Below are 23,439 nucleotides of genomic sequence, written 5' to 3' on the forward strand. Positions count from 1 at the left end.
ATAACAGCCGGCCGGGACCCCCGAGGTGTTCGGGGGTCCCGGCCGGGAAACTGCGGGTTGCGGGTTAGGCGCCGAGGAGCTTCTCGGCGACGATCTCCGCGATCTGCACGGTGTTCAGCGCGGCACCCTTACGCAGGTTGTCATTCGAGATGAACAGCACCAGGCCGCGGCCCTCGGGGGCCGACTGATCGGCGCGGATGCGGCCCACAAACGACGGGTCGGATCCGGCGGCCTGCAGGGGCGTGGGGATCTCGCTGAGCTCCACACCGGGGGCCTCGGCCAGGATCTCCGTGGCGCGCTCGGGGCTGAGCGGCTGCGCAAACTCGGCGTGGATCGACAGCGAGTGGCCGCTGAATACGGGCACGCGCACACATGTGCCCGCCACGAGCAGATCCGGCAGTTCCAGGATCTTGCGGCTCTCGTTGCGGAGCTTCTTTTCCTCGTCGGTCTCGCCCTCGCCGTCGTCCACGATGGCACCCGCGAGGGGCACCACGTTAAACGCGATCGGGCGGGCATATACAGCGGGCTCGGGCATCGTCACGGCGGAACCGTCATGCACCAGCTGCTCAAGGTTTTCGGAGGCCACCGCGGCGCGGGCCTGACCGGCCAGCTCGGCCACACCGGCGAGGCCGGAACCGGACACTGCCTGGAAGGTGGTCACGGTCAGGCGCTGCAGCCCCGCCTCGGTGTCCAGCGCCTTCAGCACGGGCATCGCTGCCATCGTGGTGCAGTTCGGGTTGGCGATGATGCCCTTCACCGCCTGCGCGATCGCGTGCGGGTTCACCTCGCTGACCACCAGCGGGATCTCCGGATCGGAACGGAACGCGGAGGAGTTATCAATGACCAGCACGCCGGCCTCGGCAAAGCGCGGGGCATGGGCGCGGGAACCGGTGGCACCGGCCGAGAACAGGGCGATCTGTAGCCCCGCGGGATCGGCGGTGTTGATGTCCTCGACGATGATATCGGTCTCGCCAAAGCGCACCGTGGAACCGGCCGAACGCGCGGTGGCAAAGAGGCGCAGCTCGGCGATGGGGAAGTTGCGGTCCTGCAAAAGCTGGCGCATGACGGTACCGACCTGGCCGGTGGCCCCGACGATACCCAGACGTACTCCGTGAGTCATGATGCGATTATCTCCTCAGATGGCGCCCGGCGTGGCGGGCGGCGGATACGGCCGCGCGCCGGCCGGAAGTATTCCGGTCGGCGCGAGGCCTCAAAAACGGGTGTAGGGGGTGGTTAGCGGCCGGTTCCGGCGTAAACGATGGCCTCGATCTCGTTGTCCAGGCCAAAGACCGAGTGCACCACGCGGGCGGCCTCGTTAACCGAGTCGGCGCGGGTGACAACCGAGATGCGGATCTCACTCGTGGAGATCATCTCGATATTAATCGACGCCTTATGCAGCGCATCAAAGAGCTTCGCCGAGACACCGGTATTGGCCTTCATGCCGGCGCCAACCAGCGCAAGCTTGCCGATCTGGTCGTCGTGCTGCACCGAGGCAAAGCCGATGGCGTCCTTCTCGTTGCGCAGCGCGGTGAGCACCAGCTGGGCCTCGGATTTGGGCAGGGTGAAGGAGATATCGGTCAGGCCCGTGGCGGCGGCCGAAACATTCTGCACGATCATGTCCACATTGGCCTCGGTCTTGGCGATGATGCCAAAGATCTGCGCGGCCTTACCGGGAACATCGGGCACGCCGACGACGGTGATCTTGGCCTCGCTCAGGTCGGTGGCGACACCGGTGACGATGGGCTGTTCCATGGCGTCACCCTCCTTCGGGTTATAGACGAGGGTACCCTCGTTATTGGTAAATGATGAACGAACGTGGAGCGTGACGCCGTGGCGCCGCGCAAACTCCACGGCGCGGATATAAAGCACCTTGGCGCCATTGGCGGCGAGCTCGAGCATTTCCTCTGTGGTGATCTTATCGAGCTTGCGGGCCAGCGGCACGACGCGCGGATCGGACGTGAAGACGCCGTCCACATCGGTATAGATCTCGCAGACATCCGCGTGCAGCGCCGCGGCCAGGGCCACCGCGGTGGTATCGGAGCCGCCGCGGCCGAGGGTGGTGATATCGGCGGTGTCCTGGGACAGGCCCTGGAAACCGGCAACGATCACGATTGCGCCCTCGTCCAGCGCCTGGCGCACCCGCACCGGGTCCACCTCCACGATGCGCGCGGCACCGTGGTGGGTATCGGTGCGCATTCCGGCCTGCGGGCCGGAGAAGGAACGCGCGTCATAGCCCATCGATTTAATCGCCATCGCGAGCAGGGCCACGGCGATGCGCTCCCCGCTGGAGAGCAGCATGTCCAGCTCGCGCTGGTCCGGGAGCGGGGAGACCTCATGGGCGAGATCCAGCAGCTCATCCGTGGAATCACCCATGGCCGAGACGGCCACCACCACGTCATGCCCGGCCTTGCGGGTGTCAATAATTCGCTTGGCGACGCGCTTAATGCTCTCGGCGTCGGCTACCGACGATCCGCCGTATTTTTGCACGATAAGGCTCACGTGAAACTCCTGATAAGAATGCGGGCGCTACGCCCGCGGGGTTTTTAGTCTAGAACGCCGCGAATAACAGATTTGGCATGTTACGAGCTAGCCAACGACGGTGCGGCCCTCGAAGGCGCGGCCGAGGGTAATCTCATCGGCGTATTCGAGGTCGCCGCCCACCGGCAGTCCGGAGGCAAGGCGGGTGACCTTGATGTCCAGGGTGGTGAGCAAACGGCTGAGGTAGGTGGCGGTGGCCTCCCCCTCAAGGTTGGGGTCTGTGGCGAGGATAACCTCGGTGACGGTGCCATCGGCGAGGCGCTGCATGAGCTGGCGGATGCGCAGATCATCGGGGCCCACGCCGTCGATGGGGCTGATTGCCCCACCCAGCACGTGATACAGGCCGCGGAACTCGCGGGTGCGCTCGATGGCGACCACGTCCTTGGCCTCCTCCACCACACAGATAAAGGTTTGGTTGCGGCGCGGATCGCGGCAGATGCCGCAGGTTTCCTCCTCGGCCACGTTGCCGCATATCGAGCAGAAGTGCACGCGCGTGCGGATCTCGCCGAGGATCTCGGAGAGCCGGGTGACGTCAAAGCTCTCGGTCTGCAGGATGTGGAATGCGATGCGCTGCGCGGATTTGGGACCGATGCCGGGCAGGCGACCGAACTCCTCGATCAGTTCCTGAACAATTCCCTCGTACATGTGGTCCTCTTAGTTGCCGCGGTCGAAGCGGGTTGCGGGGATATAGACCTGTTCCTCCAGGAACACGGCGCCGAGCATTTCACGCACAACGGCCTCACCGTAGCGGTTGCCCTGGCTCGGCGCAAAACGAGCGCTCGGGGCATCGCGCCGGGCGGGTGCCGACGCGGCGGGTGCCGAGGCGGTTTTGGGGGCGGCGGGCTCGGGGCTCGCGGGAGGTGCGTCGTAGACGGGGGCGAAGGGTTCATCGGAGGGCGCGGCGGGGCGCACCGGGGAGGCCACATCGCCGATGCGCACGGCGCCGCCCGAGACCAGGCCACCGGGGACCGGGGCATCCGAGGCGATCATCGCGCGCGGGGGGATAGCGGCTCCCGGGGGAATGGCCGCTCCCGGGGGAATCACGGGGGTTCCGGGAGCGGCGCCGCGGGGGCCACCGCCCCGGGTGGGGCCGCCCCCGCGGGGGCCGCCGGGATCGGGGAACGGCGGCTCATCCTCGGAGGGCGGAGCGTCGTTATCGTCGGGGAAGGGGATGCCGTCCACCTCGCTCACCGCGGGCGGGGCCGCCGGGGCGGCCGCGCGCGCGGCGGCTTCCGGGGCCGGAGCCGGAGGTTCCGCCACCGTCGGGGCTGCCGCGGGTGCGGGGGCGGAGGAGCCGGGAATGGCCACCACGTCCCAGCCGGAGGAGCTCGCGGGGGCAGCGGGTTCGGAGACAGCGCGAGCGGGGGCCGCGGAATACGAGGAGCTCGCGGGGGGCTTTTGCGCAGCGGGCGCGGGCTCGGCGGGCTTCGTCGCGGCCCGTGCCGGAGAGGACTGCGCCGGAGTGGGCTGCGCCGGGGCAGACTGTGCCGGGGCGGGCGGGCGCGCGGGTGCGGCCCCATCGGAGTCGAGGCGGGCAATAAATTTCACGCTCAGGCCCAGCACGTCCACGATCGCCGCGCGCACATGCGTGCTCACGCCCTCGCCATTGGGTGCAACCTGGCGGAAGCCATCGGCATCCTTCTGGCTCGGGAAACTCAGCGTGAGAATATCGTCGTTCAGCGCACGCACCGTGGCGGTGGCGGCAACCATCCACGCGGCGCGCTTGCCCGCGGCCAGGCGCTCCAGGATCTCGGGCCAGGCGTGCTTCAGCTGGGCCAGCGTGACCGGGGTGCTCGGGGTCGCGGCAGCGACCGCCGGAGCGGCGGGAGCGGGAGCGGAAGCCTGCGCGGCGGGAGCCTGCGCGGCAGAAGCCTGCGCGGCAGGAGCCGGAGCCTGCGTAGGAGCCTGCGCGGCGGGAGCGGCGGCCGGGCGAGCGGCGGGACGCCCCGCGCCCCCGGCGGCCCGCGCCAGATCGGCACCCGAGAGACCCCCGGGATTACCCGCGGCCCGCGCGAGCGCGGCCCCGGAGAGCGCGGCGGGCTCGGCGGGACCCACGGCCCCACCCTCCACGCGCCGCTCCAGGCGTTCCACCCGCACCAGCGCACCACGATCGCTCTCGTCCACGGCCGGAACCAGCACCCGCGCCACCATCAGTTCCAGGTGCAGGCGCGGGGCCGAGGCGCCGCTCATCTCGGAGAGCGCGGCGTTTACAATATCGGCCGTGCGGCTAAGCGCCGCCTGGCCAAAGGCATGGGCCTGCACGGCATAGCGGTCAAGCTCATCCTGGGGAACCCCGCGCAGCACGGCCGCGGCGGCATCACCCGTGGCACCCACCACGATCAGATCGCGCAGGCGCTCCAGGAGGTCGTCCACAAAACGGCGCGGATCCTGACCCGTTTGAATCACGCTGTCCACGGCCGCAAACGCGGCCCCGGCATCGCGCGCCGCCAATGCATCGATGGCCTCGTCCAGGAGCGAGGAGTGGGTATAACCCAGCAGGGCCACGGCCCGCTCATATTCCACCGTGCCCTCCTCGGAACCCGCGATCAGCTGGTCCAGGAGGGAAAGGGTATCGCGCGCCGAACCGCCGCCCGCGCGCACCACGAGGGAGAGCACCCCGGCCTCGACCGTGATGTTCTCGGAGGCGCACATCTGTTCCACATAGGCCAGCATCTGTGCGGGCGGGATCAGCCGGAAGGGATAGTGGTGGGTGCGCGAACGAATCGTGCCGATCACCTTATCCGGCTCGGTGGTGGCGAAGATGAACTTCACGTGTTCCGGCGGCTCCTCCACGATCTTCAGGAGCGCGTTAAAACCATTCGCCGTGACCATATGGGCCTCGTCGAGGATAAAAATTTTATAGCGGTCGCGGGCCGGGGCGAAGACCGCGCGCTCGCGCAGATCGCGCGCATCGTCCACACCACCGTGGCTCGCGGCGTCAATCTCGACCACGTCGAGGGAACCCCCGCCGTCCCGGCTGAGCTCCACACAGCTCGGGCATACGCCACACGGGGTATCGGTGGGGCCCTCGGCACAGTTCAGGCAGCGCGCAAGGATGCGCGCGGAGGTGGTTTTTCCGCAGCCGCGCGGGCCGGAGAAAAGATAGGCGTGATTCACGCGATTGGTGCGCAGGGCCGTCATCAACGGATCGGTCACCTGAGACTGACCGATCAGTTCGGCAAAGGATTCGGGCCGATAACGGCGATACAGAGCGGTAACCACATCCCCAGTCTAATCGGGACGGCCGACCTCCGGGGAGGGTGCGAGGCTGGGTATGGCAATTCCCAGGTCGGAGAGCGCCGCGCGCGCGGCATAAAAACCGCCGCTGCCGTGCACGCCGGGCCCCGGGGGCACCGCCGCCGACCCCAGATATAGACCCGGGGTGGGCGTGCGCCAGGGCTCGCGGGCAAGCCGCGGCCGGGCCAAAAGCTGAGCAAAATTGGTGGCGCCGGAGCCAATATCTCCGCCGATAAAATTGGGGTTTCGGGCCTCCAATTGGCACGCGCTGGTGGCCGCCGAACCGAGGATCAGGTCCCGGAATCCGGGCGCATAGCGCTCGATCTCGGCGCTAATATACTCGGTGGCATCCAGGTCGCTGCCCGCGGGAACATGCACATAGGCCCAGAGCGCGGCGCTGCCCGCGGGGGCGCGTGTGGAATCCACGAGGCTCGGCTGAACCACAAGAATATAGGGCTGCTCCACGAGGTTGCCGCGGGCCACCGCTCGCTCGGAGGCGGCCACCTGCGCCGCGGTTCCCCCCAGGTGCACCGTGGGGGACTCCCGCAGCTCCTGCGCGCTCCAGGGCACGGGGCCCGAGAGCGCAAAATCCACCTTCGCGCTTCCGTTGCCATAGCGGAAGCGGCGCAGCGAGCGGAGATATTTTGTCGGCAGCACATCCGCCCCGATCGCGGCCAGATCCCGCGCGGAGGTATCGCAGAGCACCACCGCGGCATCACCCACGTCGTGGATCGACGCGATCCGCACACCCGTTGTGATCCGGCCGCCGTGCGCGCGCAGATCCTCCACGAGGGCCGCGGTGACCGCGCCCGCACCCCCGATCGGCAGGGGCCAGCCGCGCGGGCCGTGCGCATGCGCGGCGAGCACAACCCCCACCGCGGTGAGCGCAAGCGAGCGGGTATTGCCGATCCCGTGGGCCGCCGCCCCCGCAAAAAGCGCGCGGGCGTTTTCACCGCCGAGGCGCGGCAACCCGGCGGGGAAATTGGCCAGCACCGAGCCGGCGAGACGGGCCGCCAGCACGGGGTGGCGCGGCCCCTCCGCGAGCGGGGCTCCGAGCAGGCCCGCGAGTTCGGGGAGCCGCCGCGAGAGCCCCTCAAAGGCCCGCGTCCAGGCCCGGCCATCGCGGCCCAGCCCTGCGGCCGTGCGCCGAATATCGCGATAGGCCACCGCGATCCGATCCGGGGCGATACCGTGCGCAAAGGAGATATCGGGGGTCACATAGGGTACCCGCTCGGTCAGGCCAAACGCGCGAAAAAACTCCGAGGTCATCGCCATCGGATGCACCGCTGAGCCCACATCGTGATGGAAGCCCGGCAGCGTCAGCTCCTCGGTGCGGCAGCCGCCCCCGGGCACGGAATCGGATTCATAAACGGTGACATCCAGCCCGGCCCGGGCGAGGGTGACCGCGCCGACCAGGCCGTTGGGACCGCTACCGATTACCGCCGCTGTGACCATGGTCACCAGTCTAGGGGCGCGCCCCTCGGGGCGGGAGTCCCCGGCTCCCGCCCCTGCCCGGGCTACACCCCGCGCAATGCCTCCGCGGGGGTCAGGCCCGAGGCGCGCCAGGCGGGCAGCATCCCGGCGAGCGCCCCCACGCCCAGCGCCAGCACCGGCGCGGCCAGCAGCGTGAGCGGATCGAGGCGGAAGAGCTGCCCGGTGAGCGCCGAATAAACGCCGGTCCCGAGGATGCCCAGGGCCGCACCGATCAGCCCCCCGATCAGCGAGAGCAGCATCGCCTCGGCAATAAACTGTCCGGCCACATCGCGCCTTCTGGCCCCGAGGGCCCGGCGCAGCCCGATCTCGCCGCGGCGTTCGATCACCGCGACCACCATCGTATTGGCCACCCCGATGCCTCCCACCAGCAGGGCGATTCCGCCGAGCCCCAGGGCGAGGGTTCCGAGCGAGTCATCGGCCTGGGCGCGGGCATCGGCAAAATCGGAGAGCTTCGAGACCGCCACCTTCTCGGGGCGGGCCGGATTGGCGGTGGCCGCGAGCACGTTGCGCACCGCTCCCACGGCCGCGGGGGTTGTGCGCAGATAGATCATCGTGATCTCCCCGGCCCCGGTTTCCCCGACCGCCGCGCGCTCGGGCCAGAGCGTTTCCTGCAACCATTTATGGCCCACAAAAACGCTATCGTCCACGCCCGGCGCCAGCTCAACCGAGGAGAGTATCCCCAGCACCTGATGCCAGGAGCCGCCGAGCCACACCCGCTGCCCGGGCTCGCTGATGCCGAGGGTGATCGCGGCACGCGCGCCGAGGACCGCGGTGGGCAGCGCCTCGGTGGCCTCGCTGAACCACACACCCGAGGTCATCCGGGCGTCCAGCGCGGTGAGCAGGTCACGATCGGCCCCAAAAACCTTGATGCCGCCGGAGTTTCGGGCGGGCACCAGGTCATTGCGATAGACCTTCACCCCCTTGGGGGCGCCATAGACGGTACCCACCGCCTCCACGGGGCCGATCCGGCCGATCATCTCCGGGGACTGCGCGGGCAGAGCCTCCTCATTGGGGGCGACGGTGAGCAGGTTGGCCCCCGCGCCGTCCAGCTCCGCGAGGAACTGGGCCCGATTGGAGGCGGCGATCCCGGAGATCGCCACGAGTGCCGCGATGCCCACCGCGATTCCGATTGCCGAGAGCACCGTGCGCAGCGGGCGCGCGGTGGCCCCGATCAGTGCGGCACCCCAGAGGTCGCGCGGGCGCACCCGGGTGCGGCGGCGTGAAATTTTCAAGACTCATCCCTCTCGTCCGTGATGATGGATCCATCGCGAATCGTGATCCGGCGCGGCATGCCCGCGGCGATCTGCTGATCGTGGGTAATCACGATCACCGTGGTGCCCTCGGCCGCGAGATCCCGCAGGAGCGTCATGATCTCGGCCCCGGTGGCGGTATCCAGCGCGCCCGTGGGTTCATCGGCGAAGATGATCCGCGGGCTTTTCACCAGGGCCCGGGCGATCGCCACGCGCTGCTGCTGGCCGCCGGAGAGTTGCCCGGGCCGATGCCCGAGGCGCTCGGCCAGCCCCACCCGGCGCAGCGCGTCCTCGGCCCGGCGCAGGCGTTCGCGCCGCGGAGCCCCGGTATAGAGCAGCCCGGTAGCCACATTCTGTAGCGCGCTGAGGCTCGGCACCAGAAAAAACTGCTGAAAAATGAATGCCAGATATTCGGCGCGCAGCGCGGCCCGGCGCGGGTCACCCAGGCCCGCTACCCGCTCCCCCGCGAGATAAACCTCGCCCGTGCTGGGGTTTTCCAGGGTGCCCATGATCGAGAGCAGCGTGGTTTTTCCCGAGCCCGAGGGCCCCACAATGGCCACCAGTTCGCCGGGAAGAAACTCCAGCGAGGTGTCCTCCAGCACCCGGGTGGGTGGGCTGGTTGGGTATTCCTTGGTGACGCGGGTGAGCGAGAGGATCGGGTCCGCGCTCATGACGGGACCACAACCTCATCACCCTCGGCAATATCATCGCCCAGGAGCTGCACGCGGGCATCGGCCACCAGCCCGATTCGCACCGGCACGATCCGGGTGGTATCCCCGCGCACCACCTCAACCCCGTAGCCCCCCTCGGCGAGCGCAAGCAGCGCCACCACGGGCACCACGAGGGCGTTCTCCGCCCCCTCGCCGGCCACGCTCACGCGCACGGCGGGGAGGCCGATTCCGGCCAGTGCCTCCTGATCGGCGAAGTCGATCACGGCTCGCGGGGGCAGCTTTTCCCCCTCGGCGGTGCTGCCGGGATCGGTATCAATTCGGGAGATCACCCCGGCGAGGCTGCCGCCCCCGGGCAGCGTGGCGGTCACGGTTGTTCCCACGGCGAGCGAGGTGGACTGGGCGGCGGTCAGGGAGGCCGTGCCGCGGATCAGGGGGCTGGTATAGGTCAGGACCGGGCCGCTGGCCTCGTCCCCGAGCGTGGCCTTGACCTCGGCGATGCGGATCGAATCGGCGTTCACCACCACCGCGTCCTGGGGCGAAAACACCCCCGTGGGGGTCGCGATGCCGCGGGATTTTTGCCAGGCCTTCAGCGCCTGCTCGGTGGCCGCCGTGAATTTTTCGTCCACCGTAATTTTTCCTCCGAAGCCCAGGTCCACCAGGGATTGCTCCAGCTGGGCGATGTCCTTGCCCGGGGTGGAGTCGATTGAGAGTTCCCGCCAATAGGGGCGGCTGCCGCGCAGCAGCGGGATCGCCACCCCATCGCGTTCATAGATGTTCTCTCCCACCCGCACGGTGCTGCCCACCGCGGGTAGCTCCGTGAGGATGCCCCCGGTGCCGCCCAGCACCCCGGGCTCGCCATAACCCAGCTGGGTATTCAGCACGATATTGGAGGCGAGGGATTCCCGGCTCACCGAGACGGTCTTGGCCGTGCCCTCCCCGATAGCGGTTGCCGGGCCCGCGGCCCAGGGCTGCCAGGCGAGAACTCCGGCACCGGCCCCGAGCACCAGCACGGTGCCCGCGGCAATCAGCGTGATCTTTTTTCCGCGCGCCATGATTAGTTCTCCGGCTGCGGGGCGGTCATGCCAAAGACTTCCGATAGCCAGTCCTGTTTAAAGGCCCCGGTGAAACTGGGCATCACGATGCCCATCATCATCTCGCCGTCCCCGCCGCCGGCTCCGGCACTCGGCTCGGGCGGCATCAGCGTGTCCTCACAGGCCTTATAGGCAGCAATGAACTGTCCCTTGGTGGTGCCCACGGGCACCTCGATCTGGGCCTCATCATCGGGATCACCCAGTTCGCTCAGGCCATTTTCACGCGCACACTCGGCAAATTTACGCAGCGGTGCGAGCTGTTCCGAGGAGAGTTTAAACTCCGGGATATTGGCGCTATATTCGGGGACCTTCGTATTGCAGGTTTCGCTGGCGCGCTGGAAAAGTTCCATGCTCGCATCATCCCCCACCGTGAGGTCATCGGTGGTTCCGCCGGCCTCGCTCACCCGGCCCGCTGTGATCGCCACCTGCCCGTCAAAAAGCTCCACCCCCTCGACGCCCTCGGCCTTGAGGCATTCCACATAGGCGGCCGCGGCCTTTTTGGGGTCGGCCCCCTCCCCGGCTCCGGATTTCCCGCCGCCCGAGGCCACCTCGGGGGTCGCGGAGCACCCGGCGAGGGTAAGCATTCCGATGCTCAAAATGGCGAGGGTTCGGGCAAGGCCCCAATTTCCGCGGGTGGTGGGTCTGGGCATGATGCGCTCTCTTTCCGTGGGAGACAGGATCGGGGCCACACCGGCCGGGGGCCCCAGATCCAGTTCTACGCGGCACCCCGATAGCGCCCGGTCAGTGAGATCCTCACCTTTTACTCACCCTGCCTCGCGCATACTAGGGGGGAACCGGGAGGGCAACCATGGATATTCTGATCGTCGAGGACGAGGTGGATCTGGGCGCCAGCCTCGCCGAGGGGCTGCGCGCCGAGGGCTATCGGGTCGGGCTTGTTCACGATGGCGCGAGCGCGCTGAGCCGGCTCGCGGAGTTTCCGGTAAGGATCGTAATCCTGGATCGTAATCTGCCGGTGCTCGACGGCGATACCGTGTGTCGCACCCTCACCGCGATGGGCCATCCCGCGCGCGTGCTCATGCTCACCGCCTCGGGCAGCCTCGAGGATCGGGTGACCGGGCTGAACCTCGGCGCCGATGACTATCTGGCCAAGCCCTTTGCCTATGCCGAGCTGATCGCGCGGGTGCGGGCCCTGAATCGCCGCATCGACGACGGCCCCGAGGTGCGCGATTTTGGCGATGTCCGGGTGAATCTCAGCGGCCGTGGCGTCACCCGAGCGGGCCAACATATTCGGCTCAGCCCCAAGGAATACGGCGTGATGCATGCGCTCGCGCTGGCCCCGGGCACCGTGAGTTTTGAGGATCTGGTGGACGAGGTCTGGGCCGGGGAGGACCGGGAGATCTCCCGCGGGGCGGTCAAGGCGGTGGTCTATGCGCTGCGTCAAAAGCTGGGCACCCCCGATGTGATCCTCACCGAAACCGGCCGCGGCTATCGGCTCGTGGCCCCCTCCGAGGCTCGGCCCCGATGAGTTTTTGCCGCCGCCCGGCCCCCGCCCGTAGAGTCCCGCTAGGAGAGCCCCGATGAGTTTTCGCACCCGTTTAACGCTGACGTTTGCCGCGGTATTTCTTGCGGCCGGGGTGGGCCTGCTGATCAGCACCTATCTGGTTGTGAATCAGCTCTTTAACCAGAACATGGTGAGCGATGGTGCGCTCTTTGACGGCACCACACCCGCCAATCTCTCGGGGGTCACCACCCCCGCGGAGGAGTTTTTTCTGCTCTCCGCCGAGCAACAGGATGCGCTCACCTGGGGGCCGGCTACCGGCGTGCCCGGGGTTGCCGCGCGCATCCCCTCGGAGCTGGTGAACCTCACGGAAACGGATACCCTGCACGGGCTCACGCTCGCGGTGGCCAGCACCGAGGTGGCCCTGCGCGGCGAGGTACTCTCCGCCCTCGGGATTTGGTCGGCCGTGATCCTGGTGATTTTTGCTGCCGTCGCGGCGCTCGCGGCGTGGCTGCTCTCGCGCACGGCGCTGCGCCGCATCGGGCGGATCACGGAGGCCACCCGGGAGATCACCCAGAGCGGCCTGGACCGCCGCCTGGACCTGCCCGGGCCCACCGATGAGATTAAGGAGCTCGGGGATACCATCGACGAAATGCTGGGGAGGCTCGAGGCCTCCTTTGAGCGCCAGCGCCGCTTTATCGCCAATACCTCGCATGAGCTGCGCACCCCGATTGCCACGGTGCGCAGTGCGCTGGAGATTCCCCTGGCCCAGGGCCGCGTGCCCGAGGAGCTGGAGGCGGCATTTGCGCGCGCGGTGCGCGCCACCGAACGCAGCGAAAATATCATCGCGGGCCTGCTGGATATGGCCCGCAGCGATGCGGCCTGCCCCGAGAACGTGGAGGTGCTGGATCTCTCCACCACCGTCGCCGAGTCCCTCGCGGATGCGGCCGAACGACTGGACTCCGCGGGGCTTATGCCCGAGAGCACCCTGAACGGCGGGGCTGCCGTGCGGGCCGAGCCGGCCCTGCTGCGCCAGGTCGTGGATAATCTGATCGGCAATGCGATCGGTCACGGCCGGGCCGGGGGCACGCTCCGGATCATCACCGCGGAGGATCCCGCGGCCGGAACCGTGACACTGCAGGTAGCCAATACCGCGGCCGGTTCGCTTGAGGGAATGGACTGGGACGCCCTGGTGGAGCCGTTTAACCGCGGCGAGAATACCCGACTGGCCGCCTCGGATGCGGCCCCCGGGGAGGGCCTGGGATTAAGCCTGGTCGCGAGCATCATCGCGCGCTACGGGGGCACGCTGGAGCTGGCCCCCAATGCTGCGGGCGAGTTCACGGCGCTGATCACGTTGCCCGCCGCCGCGGTTCCGGCGGTATCCGCGGGATAACGCGGGAGGGCCGGGCGCGATAGTGCCGCCCGGCCGCCCCGGCACGGGCCTAGCCCTCGATCGCGCCCAGCGTCTGCCGGGCGATCTCCAGTTCCTCGTTGGTGGGCACCACGAGCACCGCAACCTCGGACTGCGGCGTGGAGATGAGCCGCGGCTCGGATCCGCGCAGCTCGTTCAGCTCCTCGTCAATCTCGATGCCCAGCCGGCCCAGACCGGCCAGCGCACGCGAGCGCACCAGTGCGCTATTTTCGCCCACACCGCCGGTGAAAACGATGCTGTCCACATGGCCCAGGTTCACATAATAATTGCCGATATAGCCGCGCAGGCGGTGCAGATATACGCCGAGTGCCGCGGTGGATACCGCGTCTCCGGCCTCGGCCCGTTCCTGTAGGTCGCGCATATCGGCCACCCCGGAGAGCCCCAGCAGGCCACTCTTGCGGTTGAGCATCGTATCGATATCGGCATAGGAGAACCCGCCCACGCGCTCCAGGTGCACGATGATCGCGGGATCGATATCGCCGCTGCGGGTGCCCATGACCAGACCCTCCAGCGGGGTGAAGCCCATCGAGGTATCCACCGATTTTCCGGCGCGGATCGCCGTGGCCGAGGCCCCGTTTCCCAGGTGCAGGATGATCTGGTTCAGCTGCTCGGGGGCGCTGCCGAGGAATTCCGCGGCGCGCTCGGACACATATTTATGCGAGGTGCCGTGGAAGCCATAGCGGCGGATGCGATAGCGCGCGGCCAGCGTGGCATCAATCGCATAGCTATAGGCCTCGGGCGGCAGCGTGGCATGGAATGCGGTATCAAAGACCACCACATGGGGCACCCCGGGGAAGGCCACCTGGGCGGCCTCGATTCCCTCAAGGTTCGCCGGGTTATGCAGCGGGGCGAGCTCCGCGAGATCCTGAATATTGATCTTCACCAGGTCGGTCACCACGGTGGCCTCAAAAAACCGTTTTCCGCCGTGCACCACGCGGTGCCCCACCGCGATCACGGGGTGCTCGGCGAGGTTGGGGCCGTGCTCGGCGAAATTCGCGAGCATCAGGTTAAACGCGGCGGCGTGATCGGCGATGCGCTCGTCATCGCGGCGGAACTCCGCGGGCTCATATTCCAGGTTTTTATGGGCGGCGAGGCCCGTGGCCTCACCGATGCGTTCGATCAGGCCGGTCGCGAGCACGCGCTCCCCGGCCATCTCGATCAGCTGATATTTCAGCGAGGACGATCCAGAATTCACAACGAGTACCGCGGACATACGGGTGTTTCCTTACTGTTCCGGTGTGGGCAGATTGCCGGCCACGGCCGAGGCCTGGATGGCGGTGATGGCCACGGTGTTGACGATGTCCTGTACCAGGGCACCCCGGGACAGATCGTTAATCGGCTTATTCAGCCCCTGCAATACCGGGCCGATGGCCACGGCACCGGCCGAGCGCTGCACGGCCTTATAGGTGTTATTTCCGGTGTTGAGATCCGGGAAGATAAACACGGTGGCGCGACCGGCCACCTTGGAATTGGGCAGCTTGGCGGCGGCCACGGCGGCATCGGCCGCGGCATCGTATTGGATCGGGCCCTCGACCTCCAGATCGGGGCGACGCTCGCGCACGATGGCCGTGGCCTCGCGCACCTTCTCCACATCGGCTCCCGAGCCCGAGGTGCCCGTGGAATAGGAGAGCATCGCGATCCGCGGGGCCACCCCAAACTGGGTCGCGGTCTCGGCGGAGGAGATCGCGATATCGGCCAGCTGCGAGGAATCGGGATCCGGGATCACGGCGCAATCGCCGTATACCAGCACCCGGTCCGAGAGCGCCATCAGGAATACACTCGACACCACGTTCACATCGGGGCGGGTCTTGATGATCTCAAAGCCCGGCTTAATCGTATGTGCGGTGGTATGGGCGGCGCCCGAAACCATGCCATCGGCCAGGCCCAGGTGCACCATTAGCGTGCCAAAATAGGAGACGTCGTTCACGAGTTCGCGGGCCTTTTCCACGGTCATCCCGCGGTGGGCACGCAGCCGCGCGTATTCCTCGGCGAAGCGCAGCGAGAGCACCGGGTCGAAGGGCGAGAGCACCTCGGCGCGCGTGATGTCCAGGCCCAGTTCGATCGCGCGCGAGCGCACCTCAAAGGGCTCGCCGAGGATGGTCAGATCGGCGACCTCGCGGGCCAGCAGCGTATGGGCGGCGCGCAGGATGCGGTCGTCATAGCCCTCGGGCAGCACGATATGGCGGCGGTCGGAGCGCGCGCGCTCGATCAGCCCGTATTCAAACATCAGCGGGGTGACCACGCCGGTCGTGGAGACCTGAAGCAGATCCAGCAGGCGTCCGGAATCGATATTTTGTTCAAAGAGCGCCAGCGCGGAATCAAATTTGCGCGGGGATTCGGCGGCGAGGCGGCCGCGGGTGCGGGTAATCCGCACGGCGGTCTGATAGCTGCCGTAGTTGGTCGCGATGATCGGGGTGGAGGATTTGAGGCCGTCGATCAGGCGGCGCACGGGCTCGGGCAGGTCAAAGCCGCCGTTCAGCACGATTCCCGAGATGGAAGGGAAGTTATCGGAGGCGTGAGCGAGGAGCACGGCCAGCAGGACGTCGCTGCGGTCTCCCGGGACCATCACCACGGCCCCCTCGGTCAGGCGCGGCAGCACGTTTTCCATCGACATTGCGGCCAGTACCACGCCGAGTGCCTCGCGCCCGAGGAGCGCGGGTTCGCCGCTGATCATGGTGCCGTCCACGGCCTGCAGGATCGACTGCATGCTCGGGGCCACGAGGAACGGATCCTCGGGGATGGCCCATACCGGCACGGCGCTCCCGTCGGTGCCCGCGGGCAGGACCGATTCGATGGCCGCGACGATCTCCGCGGAGATGGCCGGATCGGCCCGGTTGGCGATGACCGCGAGCAGGTGCGCGTGTTCGCTGTGCAGCTCCTGGATGGCCTGTTCGGTAATCTGGCGCATCTCATCGGCGTCGCGCCCGGCCGAGAGACCCAGCTCCTCGCCGGTTCCGGGGCCCTCGCGGCCGCCGAGCACCAGGAGCACGGGAACACCGAGGTTCGCGGCGATACGCGCGTTATATCCAAATTCGGCGGGGCCGGCCACGTCCGTATAGTCGGAGCCGAGCACAATCACGGCATCGCAGCGGGCCTCAACGGCCTTAAAGCGCTCCACGATCTCGGAGAGCGCGGCATCGGGATCGCGGTGGACCTGATCGTAGGTCACGCCCACGCAGTCGTCATAATCGAGCGTGACGCTCTCGTGCTGTACCAGGAGTTCCAGCACATAATCGCGCTCGCTCCCCTCGTCGATGCGGACGATGGGGCGGAAGATACCCACCCGGGGGCCGCGTCGGCTGAGCGTGTCGAGCACACCCAGGGCGATCGTGGATTTTCCGGTGTGGCCCTCGGCCGCCGTGATATAGATGCTCTGCGCCATAACGCTCCGAAGAAAGGTGGAGTAGTTGCTCTGATACCAACCGTACACATAAACAACGCAGTGCACGGTAAATAAAATGACCCCCCGCGCACCCGCCAGAGCCCGGTTACCCTTGCTACGTTTCCGTCCTGGGGGAATTGGCCTGGATGACGCCACGCGAGGAGTCATCACCTAGCTTAGCGGAAATTTTTCGCGCGGGTTCTCCCGCGCGGCCGAAACTGCACCATTTATGGCGTGTCGTCGCGATACGCACCGCGGCCCCGGTCCATCCGTGGGGATGGACCGGGGCCGCGCCGATCCGCGTATCGGGGTGCGGATCGGGAGAAGGGGCCAGGCCGTTAGGGAATGCCGGGCCCCACACCCGTGGGTCTAGGCGTTCTCACCCTCCGCGCCGGCAATATCGCGCATGCGCCGGTTCAGCAGGTAGGCACCGCTACCGAGGAGGAGGAGCAGCACCCCCGCTCCGAGATAGGGGAGAGAGTCAAAACCGGTACCGGCGAGGCCGGCGCCGTTCTGTCCGGGCTTGGCGCCGTTATTTTCCACGGGCTTTCCGTTGTGCCCGTTGCCGGCCCCACCGGGGTTCGTGCCGGTACCGTTGCCGCCGGGCTTGCCGTTGCCGCCGGGCTTGGCCACGGCCACGACCACGGCGAACTCCGACGTGGTGTTCTCGGAGGCGACATACGGGGTCTTCTGCTGCGCGGTGACCGTATAGGGGGCCACGGCCACTGCCTCCAGCGGGGCCTTCCAGGTACCATCGGCCTGAACCGTGGTGGTGAACGGACGTGCCTCATCGCTGCGGCCGGTGACGCTACCCGAGACCTGCGCACCGGCGAGGCCGGTACCGGAGATGACCACGTCTCCCGTGGTGCTCCCCTCGGGGAGCTCCACGGTGGAGCCGTCCTGCGGGGTGGTAATGACCGGCGCCGCGAGCTTGCCCACGCGGACCGAGGCCGAGGCCAGGTCCACCTGCGCGAGTGCGCTCTTGGCGGTGAGGTTCGGAAGCAGCGCGACGCGGAGGGCGGTCACCGTGGACGAGCCATCGGTCGGGGCCTTTCCATCGGTGAAGTGTCCCGGGGCCTCCTGCACGTTGGCCTTGAGGCTCACCACCTTATTGAGCACGTTGGTGAGCGGGGTGAGCAGCGTCACGGCGGCCTGAATCGGCGCGTTCAGGAGCGCACCCACGCCGCCGATGATCTTGGTCACGGCGCTATAGGGCTTGGCGAGGGCCGCGAGGATCGGGCCGGCCACGGCGTTCTTAATGGACTCGGTGGGCAGCGTGATACCGATGGCGCTGACGTCGAATTTCAGGTCCTCGGGCTTGACCTGGCCGGAGAGGACATCGCCCAGGCGGGCACTCATGTCGATGTTCAGCGAGCCGAGCTTGGTGGTTCCGAGGAGCCCATAGAGCTCACCGGATACCTGGAACGTGGTGCTCACGGCGTTGAGCGCGTTTACCAGGCGGTCCACAACGATCTGCTCAAAGGACTTCAGCGCCTGGGTGATTGCACCGCGCAGCACATCGCCCACCAGCGCGGCGGAGAGCAGCTCGGTATTCGGGGCGAGGGTATTCAGCGAGGAGCCGGGGATTCCGGTGCTGATCAGCTTCGCCAGATCAACCTCGATGGTGCCATCGCGCAGCGAGATGGTGACGGCGCCGTTGGCGTCCTGGATCGGGGCCAGCAAAATCGAGTCGAGAGCCTCGCCGAGCTGCACGTCCACGCCCGCACGGAACTTGGCGTTCTTAATCGTGAGGGGCTGCAGCGGCACGGCCGCGAGACCCGCCTGCAGGGTCTGCACGAGCCCGTTGATGCCCGTGCTGATGGCACCGTCGGCGCCGAAGAGGCCGTTAATACCCGAGCTGGCGGAATTAAATACCGAGCGCACTCCGGCCGAGAGGTTTTCCACGGCGGGGCTGTGCAGGCGCGATTTAATATCGCCGAGCTGATAGGACAGCGCGGCATCGCCGCCGGTGGTGGTTTCGGCGCGCGCAGAGAGCGCACCGATATCCACGGTGAGCTCGTCCACGAGGGGCTTGGCGATCGCGGAGATCGCGCCGTTGCCCAGCAGGCCGGTGAGGTTGAGGTGGGCATTGGCCGGGGCCTCCGCGGATCCGCCCACCGAGATGGCGCCCTGATCGGAGATGGCGCCGGAGGCGGCCACCTGGGTGCCCAGAGGATCGGTATGAGCGTACTGGGCGAGCGCGCCGAGCTGGATCACTCCCTGCTTGCCAAAGAGCTGGAGCTTATCGCCCAGATCGATATTGAGGCTATTGAGGATCGAGACCTTGAGCGGATTATTCACGGTCTCGGGGGCCTGTCCGCCCGGCGAATATGCCCCCTGCAGCTGTGCGATTTTATCGAGGCTGCCGAGCGGGGTCTTGCCGGTAATAAACCGACCCTCGGCGGTGACATGGGATGTGGCGGGTGCGGGGCCGTCCTCGGTGGCCGCAAGCGCGGCTCCGGGCGCCGCGGTGAGCGCCAGTACGGCGGTGGCCGTCAGCACTCCGAGCGAGGCATGAAGCCCTCGCTTTTTCGTGACTCTTGTCTTATTAGCGATTGCCATTTGTTGGTTGACCTTTCACAATGGTGGCCTGTTCTCAGGGGTGAGATTTCGACGTTAGGAGCGCCACCGGCGCGAGTCACCCGTTCGAGGGCCGTTTCAGTGATGCCAAAAACCGAACTCAGCCTTTAGCTACCCGGCTTCAGTAATTATGAATAGGCCGTTCAGTACCGGTGCGGGTGCCCGCCGGTGTCGGCTCAGTAGCGACGGGGGATGCCATTTTGGTCAGGCCCGCGCAGGTCGGCCCGGGAGCCCCGGATAAACCGCGGGCGGAGCAAAATCCCCGTAATTGCAATCCATCACGGCGAGTATTTTCTGAGAGCCGAGGAAACGAATCGGGGGCGTCCGCCCTCTCCCGCCTACGATACGTAGCACCATCCCGGTTGCAGATCGACCTTGGACCGGGAGAAAGAGACCACTGTCATGAACCCCAAAGACGCGACTTCCCCCGCACCACGGCGCCGCCCCGGCCACGAACCCCGGCACCCCCTCTATCCCGAACGCACGGCCGAGATCCGCGCCATCCTCCGCGCCGCGGAATCGGGCCGCAGCGTCCTCCTCTTTTCCCGATTTGGGGTGGGCGAGGCGGAGGTCCTGCGCGGCGTCGTGCACAGCATGCGCGGCCGCAATACCGACATCCTGGTCCTGCACGGCCAGGACTATCGCGGAGCCCGCGATGAACCCACGCTCGAGGCGCTCTTCCAGAATCATTTCCAGCCCCCAACCGGTCCCCTGCACGATGAGCCACCCACCGCGGAAAATCCGCGCGTGATCCTCGTGGAGCGCGCGCATCTGCTCGCCGCCGAAGCCGCCGCCCTGCTGGCGCGGATGGCCAGGCACCGCCAAATCGTCCTGATCGGGACCCTCCTGGTGGAATCCCGCAGGGATCTGGGCGAGGCCGCCCAACAGCTGACCGCCCTGTGGCTCGAGGGACGGGCCGATCGGATCGACCTGGATCTCCTCTCGCCCGCCCAGGTACGCTTACGCATCGCCAATAACCCCGCCGTGGCCCGGCTCGGCCCGCTCGTCCGGGAGTGGATTCTCACGGGCAGCGGCGGTTATCCCGGGCTCGTGGATGTGCTCTCCCGGGAGGTCACCCGGCTCGAACCCGCCGATTTATTTCGCGCCACTCCCCCGCTATCCAGCTCCACAGAACACATCATCGAGCCCTATCTCAAGGCGCTGGATCGCCCCTCGCTGCTGGCACTCGGCACGCTTGCGCCGCTGCGCGGAATCTCCCCGGAACGCGCCGCACGCGCGGTGGGCCGGAGCCTCGTGCAGCGGCTGGAACACCGCAGGCTGATATTTCGCTCCCGCGATGGCGGGTTCTGGGTGCCACCGGTCCTGGTCTATGCCGCAACCTGTATGGCCTCCCTGTCCACGTCCACCGATTCGACCGGGGCGGGGCTGGCCGCCACACAGCTGCTCGCGGATATTGAAAACGGAGTGCGGCTGCACTCCTCGGAATATTGTCTCGCCGCGCGATTGCTCGAGGACTGGCCGGCTACTCACGGCCCCGCGCCCACCCCCGGACCGCGCACCCGGGCGCTTCTTGCCCGGGTCGCGGGGATTCTGCGCTCGGGTTGCGGGGAGGACCTGGAGAGCACCCGTTCCGTGGAATCCGATCTGACCGGCCTGGATACGGTCGGGGCCGTGGGGCGCATTCGTGAGCTGATCGCGCACCCCACGCTGGAGATGCACGAGCTGGCACCCCTCGCCGTCCTCGGATACGAGGCGGCGCTCCTGCGCGGGGAACGGGACCTGGCGGCGGAGTTTGTGGAAACGCTGCGCGGCCGTGCGCGGCGCAGCGGCGAGGACCCACTCGCCTCCCTCCACCTGGCGATTGCCGAAATGCGGATCGGAATGATCGGCCTCGCCGATGATGTCCTGGTGGGTATTGACGGTATTCGTACCCTGCGCAACCGGATCGGTGCCGAGCTGCGGGAGTCGATCGCGCATCTGAATCCCGTCCAGGGCGGGGGCGCAATTTTGCTCGCCCATCTCCTCGCCGCCCTGCACGGCAGGGGGGATTCCCTGCCCCCGGTTCCGGTGCTGCCGCGGCTGCCGGCAACCGCGCGCTGCCTCCTCTCGGCGATGGGCGGAACGGATATCGCCTCCGGCGCACTCGCCCGCTATTTCCGGCTCCTGGTGGCCGGGGAACACGATCGTCGCCGAGCCGAGGCCGCACTAGATTTCCTGCGCGAGTTTCCGCGGGCCGGCTTTACGGTGCGCACAACCGTGGCCGAAATCGCCCTGCTGGGCGGGGCGGCCCCGGATTCCGTGGCGGAGCTGATCGCGGAGGGCGATCGCATCGATCCCCCGCCGCGCGAACCCCCGGTCGGCGGGCTCTGGCTGCGCCCCACCCTGGCCGAGCTGGGGCACGGTGGAGTGGGGGCGCTCCTCGACCGGGCCGAGACCCTGATCGATGCCGAGCGCCTGGGCCCCGCACGCGCTGCGCTCGCCCTGGCCGAAACCGTCCTGCGGGCACATCCCAACCAGGCGGCCCTGGTTCGCCTGCGTCGGCTGCGTAAACGCCTGCCCCCGGAACGCCGAAATTCACCGGGTACCCGCAGCGGGGGGCTCCTCACCAAACGAGAGCTGGAGGCGGCCACGCTCGTAGCGGCGGGCCTACGCAATGCCGAAATCGCCGAACGGCTCTTTCTCTCCACCCGCACCGTGGAGTCTCATGTATATAACGTGCGGATGAAACTGGGTGCGGACTCGCGGCGCGATTTTGCCCGGGCGCTGGCCCGGGCGGGCTACGATCCGGAAGACGCGGCGCCCCCGCATGAGGAGATTTATCCCCCGCGGCGCGCCCCGGATTCCCTCGGTTAGGAACTCGGCCGTTTCACCGGGTAAGATATTCGATGTTGCCTCGGCAATGCTGGAGAATTCGCCTAGTGGCCTATGGCGCACGCTTGGAAAGCGTGTTGGGTGAAAGCCCTCGGGGGTTCGAATCCCCCATTCTCCGCCACCATCAAGGCCCCGGATCATAAAGATCCGGGGCCTTATGCTTTCCCGGCGCTATCGCGCCGTGCGGCGCCCGGACGGGAGGCGGCGCGGCCTAGTCGATCCGGCCCTCGGGGTGGCTTTAGAGTCGGCCAGCTCATCGCCGATAACCTCGCCGCGGGCATAACCGGTCAGGCCCTCCCCGGGGCCGCGGACTCGGGGCCGGCGGCCGCGGATTCCGCGGCCTTGGGGTGCAGGGGAAACTCCGCGGTTACGGGTAATAAACAGCGCGGTTTTCGGGACCCTCCTGGTTTTGCGTGCCGCGACCCGAGAGCACAACCGTTTATCGAGTCTCCCGGCCCCGACCCTAAGATCGCGGCCGCCTCCCCCTGACCGGGGAGATGCCTCACCGGGTACTCACGCAGGAAAATGCGGGGGCCTCCGATTCGGGTTCCCCGGTTCCACCCCCTGCCCGCGATAGGGTGGGGGCACGTTAACACCCGGAGGTGACACATGGTGGGTAGCGGGAAAAATGTCCCCGTGAAGGTGATGATCCGTCCCCGCCGCGTGCTTTTTTGGCGCGGAGTCCTGGCCTATGTCATGATCGCCGCCCCCATTTTTGTGGTGCTGTATTGGATCACCGTCCCGCGGGGCACCTGGGGTTGGGTGCTGCTTGCGCACCTCATTCTCCTGGCGATCGCCGTGTTTTCAGGCTGGCGTTTCAGCCGCACCCGGATGTGGGCCACCTCCGAGGGGCTCACCGAGCGGGCGTTTTTTGGCCGGATCCATTTCACGCCGCTCTCAGAGATTAACCGCTGCATCATCCTGCAATTGCGGCGCTCGGCCGTGGATCCCACGCCGCAGCTTTTTATCGTGGCGGATCAGGACCGCGTGGTGGGCCGGCTGCGCGGCGAGTACTGGGCGGCCGAGGATATCGAGAAACTGGCCACGGCCCTGGGCGCGCCGATTCGTCGCCTGGAGCGGCCGATCAGCCTCGACGAGCTGCAGCGCAATCATGCCGGGATGCTCTACTGGTTTGAGCGCTCGCCGTTCCGCCAGGCCTAGCGACGGGATACCCGGCCGCCCCCGCGGAGGGGGAGGCCCTACGGAATCGTTGCCCCTTAACTACTGAATTCCGCACACGACCCTTGTTTGGGGGCGGTTGGCGGTGTTAGGTTTACGGCATTTCAGCCGAAGGGACACGCAATGAACGGGCGATTTTGGGCGCCAATTAAGCGTGGAACGCCGCCGCCGCCGCGGATTTTCGGCAGGCCGCTCACGCTTCCGTCCCTCACCCCACCCACGGCGAATGGGGCCCGATGAGGAGCCCATCACAACACCGCCATACCTTCCTGCGTGGGTGCGCCCCGGCCGCGC

16 protein-coding genes, 1 tRNA gene and 1 other RNA gene are annotated in these 23,439 nt (G+C 67.6%); 5 read left to right on the forward strand and 13 right to left on the reverse strand.

All coding sequences use genetic code 11. From position 1 onward, the window contains the following. Positions 1 to 64 precede the first annotated feature (64 nt). The 9 genes from KXZ72_RS07530 to KXZ72_RS07570 all read right to left on the reverse strand — a co-directional run bounded on the left by KXZ72_RS07530 (position 65) and on the right by KXZ72_RS07570 (position 10,931). The gene (locus KXZ72_RS07530; protein ID WP_226079833.1) at positions 65 to 1,120 is read right to left on the reverse strand and encodes an aspartate-semialdehyde dehydrogenase; all 1,056 of its coding nucleotides are present in this window, start codon (positions 1,118 to 1,120) and stop codon (positions 65 to 67) included. 113 nt (positions 1,121 to 1,233) lie between these two features. Beyond that, complete coding sequence (locus tag KXZ72_RS07535; RefSeq protein ID WP_226079835.1) at positions 1,234 to 2,499, reverse strand: aspartate kinase; 1,266 nt, start codon at positions 2,497 to 2,499, stop codon at positions 1,234 to 1,236. An 87-nt stretch (positions 2,500 to 2,586) separates the two neighbouring features. Beyond that, positions 2,587 to 3,183: a recombination mediator RecR gene (recR, locus tag KXZ72_RS07540; protein ID WP_226079837.1), complete on the reverse strand. Its 597-nt coding sequence runs from the start codon at positions 3,181 to 3,183 to the stop codon at positions 2,587 to 2,589. 9 nt (positions 3,184 to 3,192) lie between these two features. Continuing rightward, complete coding sequence (locus tag KXZ72_RS07545; RefSeq protein ID WP_226079839.1) at positions 3,193 to 5,760, reverse strand: DNA polymerase III subunit gamma and tau; 2,568 nt, start codon at positions 5,758 to 5,760, stop codon at positions 3,193 to 3,195. A 9-nt stretch (positions 5,761 to 5,769) separates the two neighbouring features. Further along, positions 5,770 to 7,230, reverse strand: coding sequence for a phytoene desaturase family protein (locus KXZ72_RS07550; protein WP_226079841.1), 1,461 nt, complete (start codon positions 7,228 to 7,230; stop codon positions 5,770 to 5,772). Between the two features lie 62 nt (positions 7,231 to 7,292). After that, positions 7,293 to 8,501: an ABC transporter permease gene (locus KXZ72_RS07555; protein ID WP_226079843.1), complete on the reverse strand. Its 1,209-nt coding sequence runs from the start codon at positions 8,499 to 8,501 to the stop codon at positions 7,293 to 7,295. After that, a complete protein-coding gene (locus KXZ72_RS07560) occupies positions 8,498 to 9,190 on the reverse strand; it encodes an ABC transporter ATP-binding protein (protein WP_226079845.1) in 693 nt (230 codons plus the stop codon). The genes KXZ72_RS07555 and KXZ72_RS07560 overlap by 4 nt, the downstream gene beginning before the upstream one ends. Then, on the reverse strand, positions 9,187 to 10,242 hold the full coding sequence (locus tag KXZ72_RS07565; RefSeq protein WP_226079847.1) for a peptidoglycan-binding protein: 1,056 nt from the start codon (positions 10,240 to 10,242) through the stop codon (positions 9,187 to 9,189). Before KXZ72_RS07565 ends, KXZ72_RS07560 begins: the two co-directional genes overlap by 4 nt. 2 nt (positions 10,243 to 10,244) lie before the next feature. Beyond that, positions 10,245 to 10,931 carry a hypothetical protein gene (locus KXZ72_RS07570; protein ID WP_226079849.1) on the reverse strand — a complete coding sequence of 229 codons (687 nt, stop codon included), beginning with the start codon at positions 10,929 to 10,931 and terminating at the stop codon, positions 10,245 to 10,247. 158 nt (positions 10,932 to 11,089) lie between these two features. On the opposite strand from KXZ72_RS07570, the gene KXZ72_RS07575 reads away from it, so the two are divergent. Together KXZ72_RS07575 and KXZ72_RS07580 are read left to right on the forward strand one after the other, a co-directional pair. Continuing rightward, entirely contained in the window at positions 11,090 to 11,767 is a 678-nt protein-coding gene (locus tag KXZ72_RS07575) for a response regulator transcription factor (protein WP_226079851.1), read from the forward strand. 52 nt (positions 11,768 to 11,819) lie between these two features. Beyond that, positions 11,820 to 13,133, forward strand: a complete 1,314-nt coding sequence (locus KXZ72_RS07580) for a sensor histidine kinase (RefSeq protein ID WP_226079853.1) — start codon at positions 11,820 to 11,822, stop codon at positions 13,131 to 13,133. Positions 13,134 to 13,182: 49 nt separating this feature from the next. Here KXZ72_RS07580 and KXZ72_RS07585 read toward each other — a convergent pair whose 3' ends face one another. From KXZ72_RS07585 to KXZ72_RS07600, 4 genes are all read right to left on the reverse strand, one after another. Continuing rightward, entirely contained in the window at positions 13,183 to 14,385 is a 1,203-nt protein-coding gene (locus KXZ72_RS07585) for an acetate/propionate family kinase (protein ID WP_226079854.1), read from the reverse strand. 12 nt (positions 14,386 to 14,397) lie between these two features. After that, positions 14,398 to 16,554, reverse strand: a complete 2,157-nt coding sequence (gene pta, locus KXZ72_RS07590; RefSeq protein ID WP_226079855.1) for a phosphate acetyltransferase — start codon at positions 16,552 to 16,554, stop codon at positions 14,398 to 14,400. A 72-nt stretch (positions 16,555 to 16,626) separates the two neighbouring features. Then, positions 16,627 to 16,723, reverse strand: an RNA gene (ffs, locus tag KXZ72_RS07595) — signal recognition particle sRNA small type. A 200-nt stretch (positions 16,724 to 16,923) separates the two neighbouring features. Further along, a complete protein-coding gene (locus tag KXZ72_RS07600; protein ID WP_226079857.1) occupies positions 16,924 to 19,116 on the reverse strand; it encodes a choice-of-anchor G family protein in 2,193 nt (730 codons plus the stop codon). 420 nt (positions 19,117 to 19,536) lie between these two features. On the opposite strand from KXZ72_RS07600, the gene KXZ72_RS07605 reads away from it, so the two are divergent. The 3 genes from KXZ72_RS07605 (at position 19,537) to KXZ72_RS07615 (ending at position 23,127) form a co-directional block, all read left to right on the forward strand. Next, a complete protein-coding gene (locus KXZ72_RS07605) occupies positions 19,537 to 21,948 on the forward strand; it encodes a helix-turn-helix transcriptional regulator (RefSeq protein ID WP_226079859.1) in 2,412 nt (803 codons plus the stop codon). Positions 21,949 to 21,999: 51 nt separating this feature from the next. Next, positions 22,000 to 22,087: transfer RNA gene (locus KXZ72_RS07610), tRNA-Ser, on the forward strand. A 515-nt stretch (positions 22,088 to 22,602) separates the two neighbouring features. Beyond that, the gene (locus KXZ72_RS07615) at positions 22,603 to 23,127 is read left to right on the forward strand and encodes a hypothetical protein (RefSeq protein WP_226079860.1); all 525 of its coding nucleotides are present in this window, start codon (positions 22,603 to 22,605) and stop codon (positions 23,125 to 23,127) included. The last annotated feature ends 312 nt before the right edge of the window (positions 23,128 to 23,439 follow it).

Origin of the sequence: Mycetocola spongiae (assembly GCF_020424085.1) — a bacterium.
Taxonomy (GTDB): domain Bacteria; phylum Actinomycetota; class Actinomycetes; order Actinomycetales; family Microbacteriaceae; genus Mycetocola; species Mycetocola spongiae.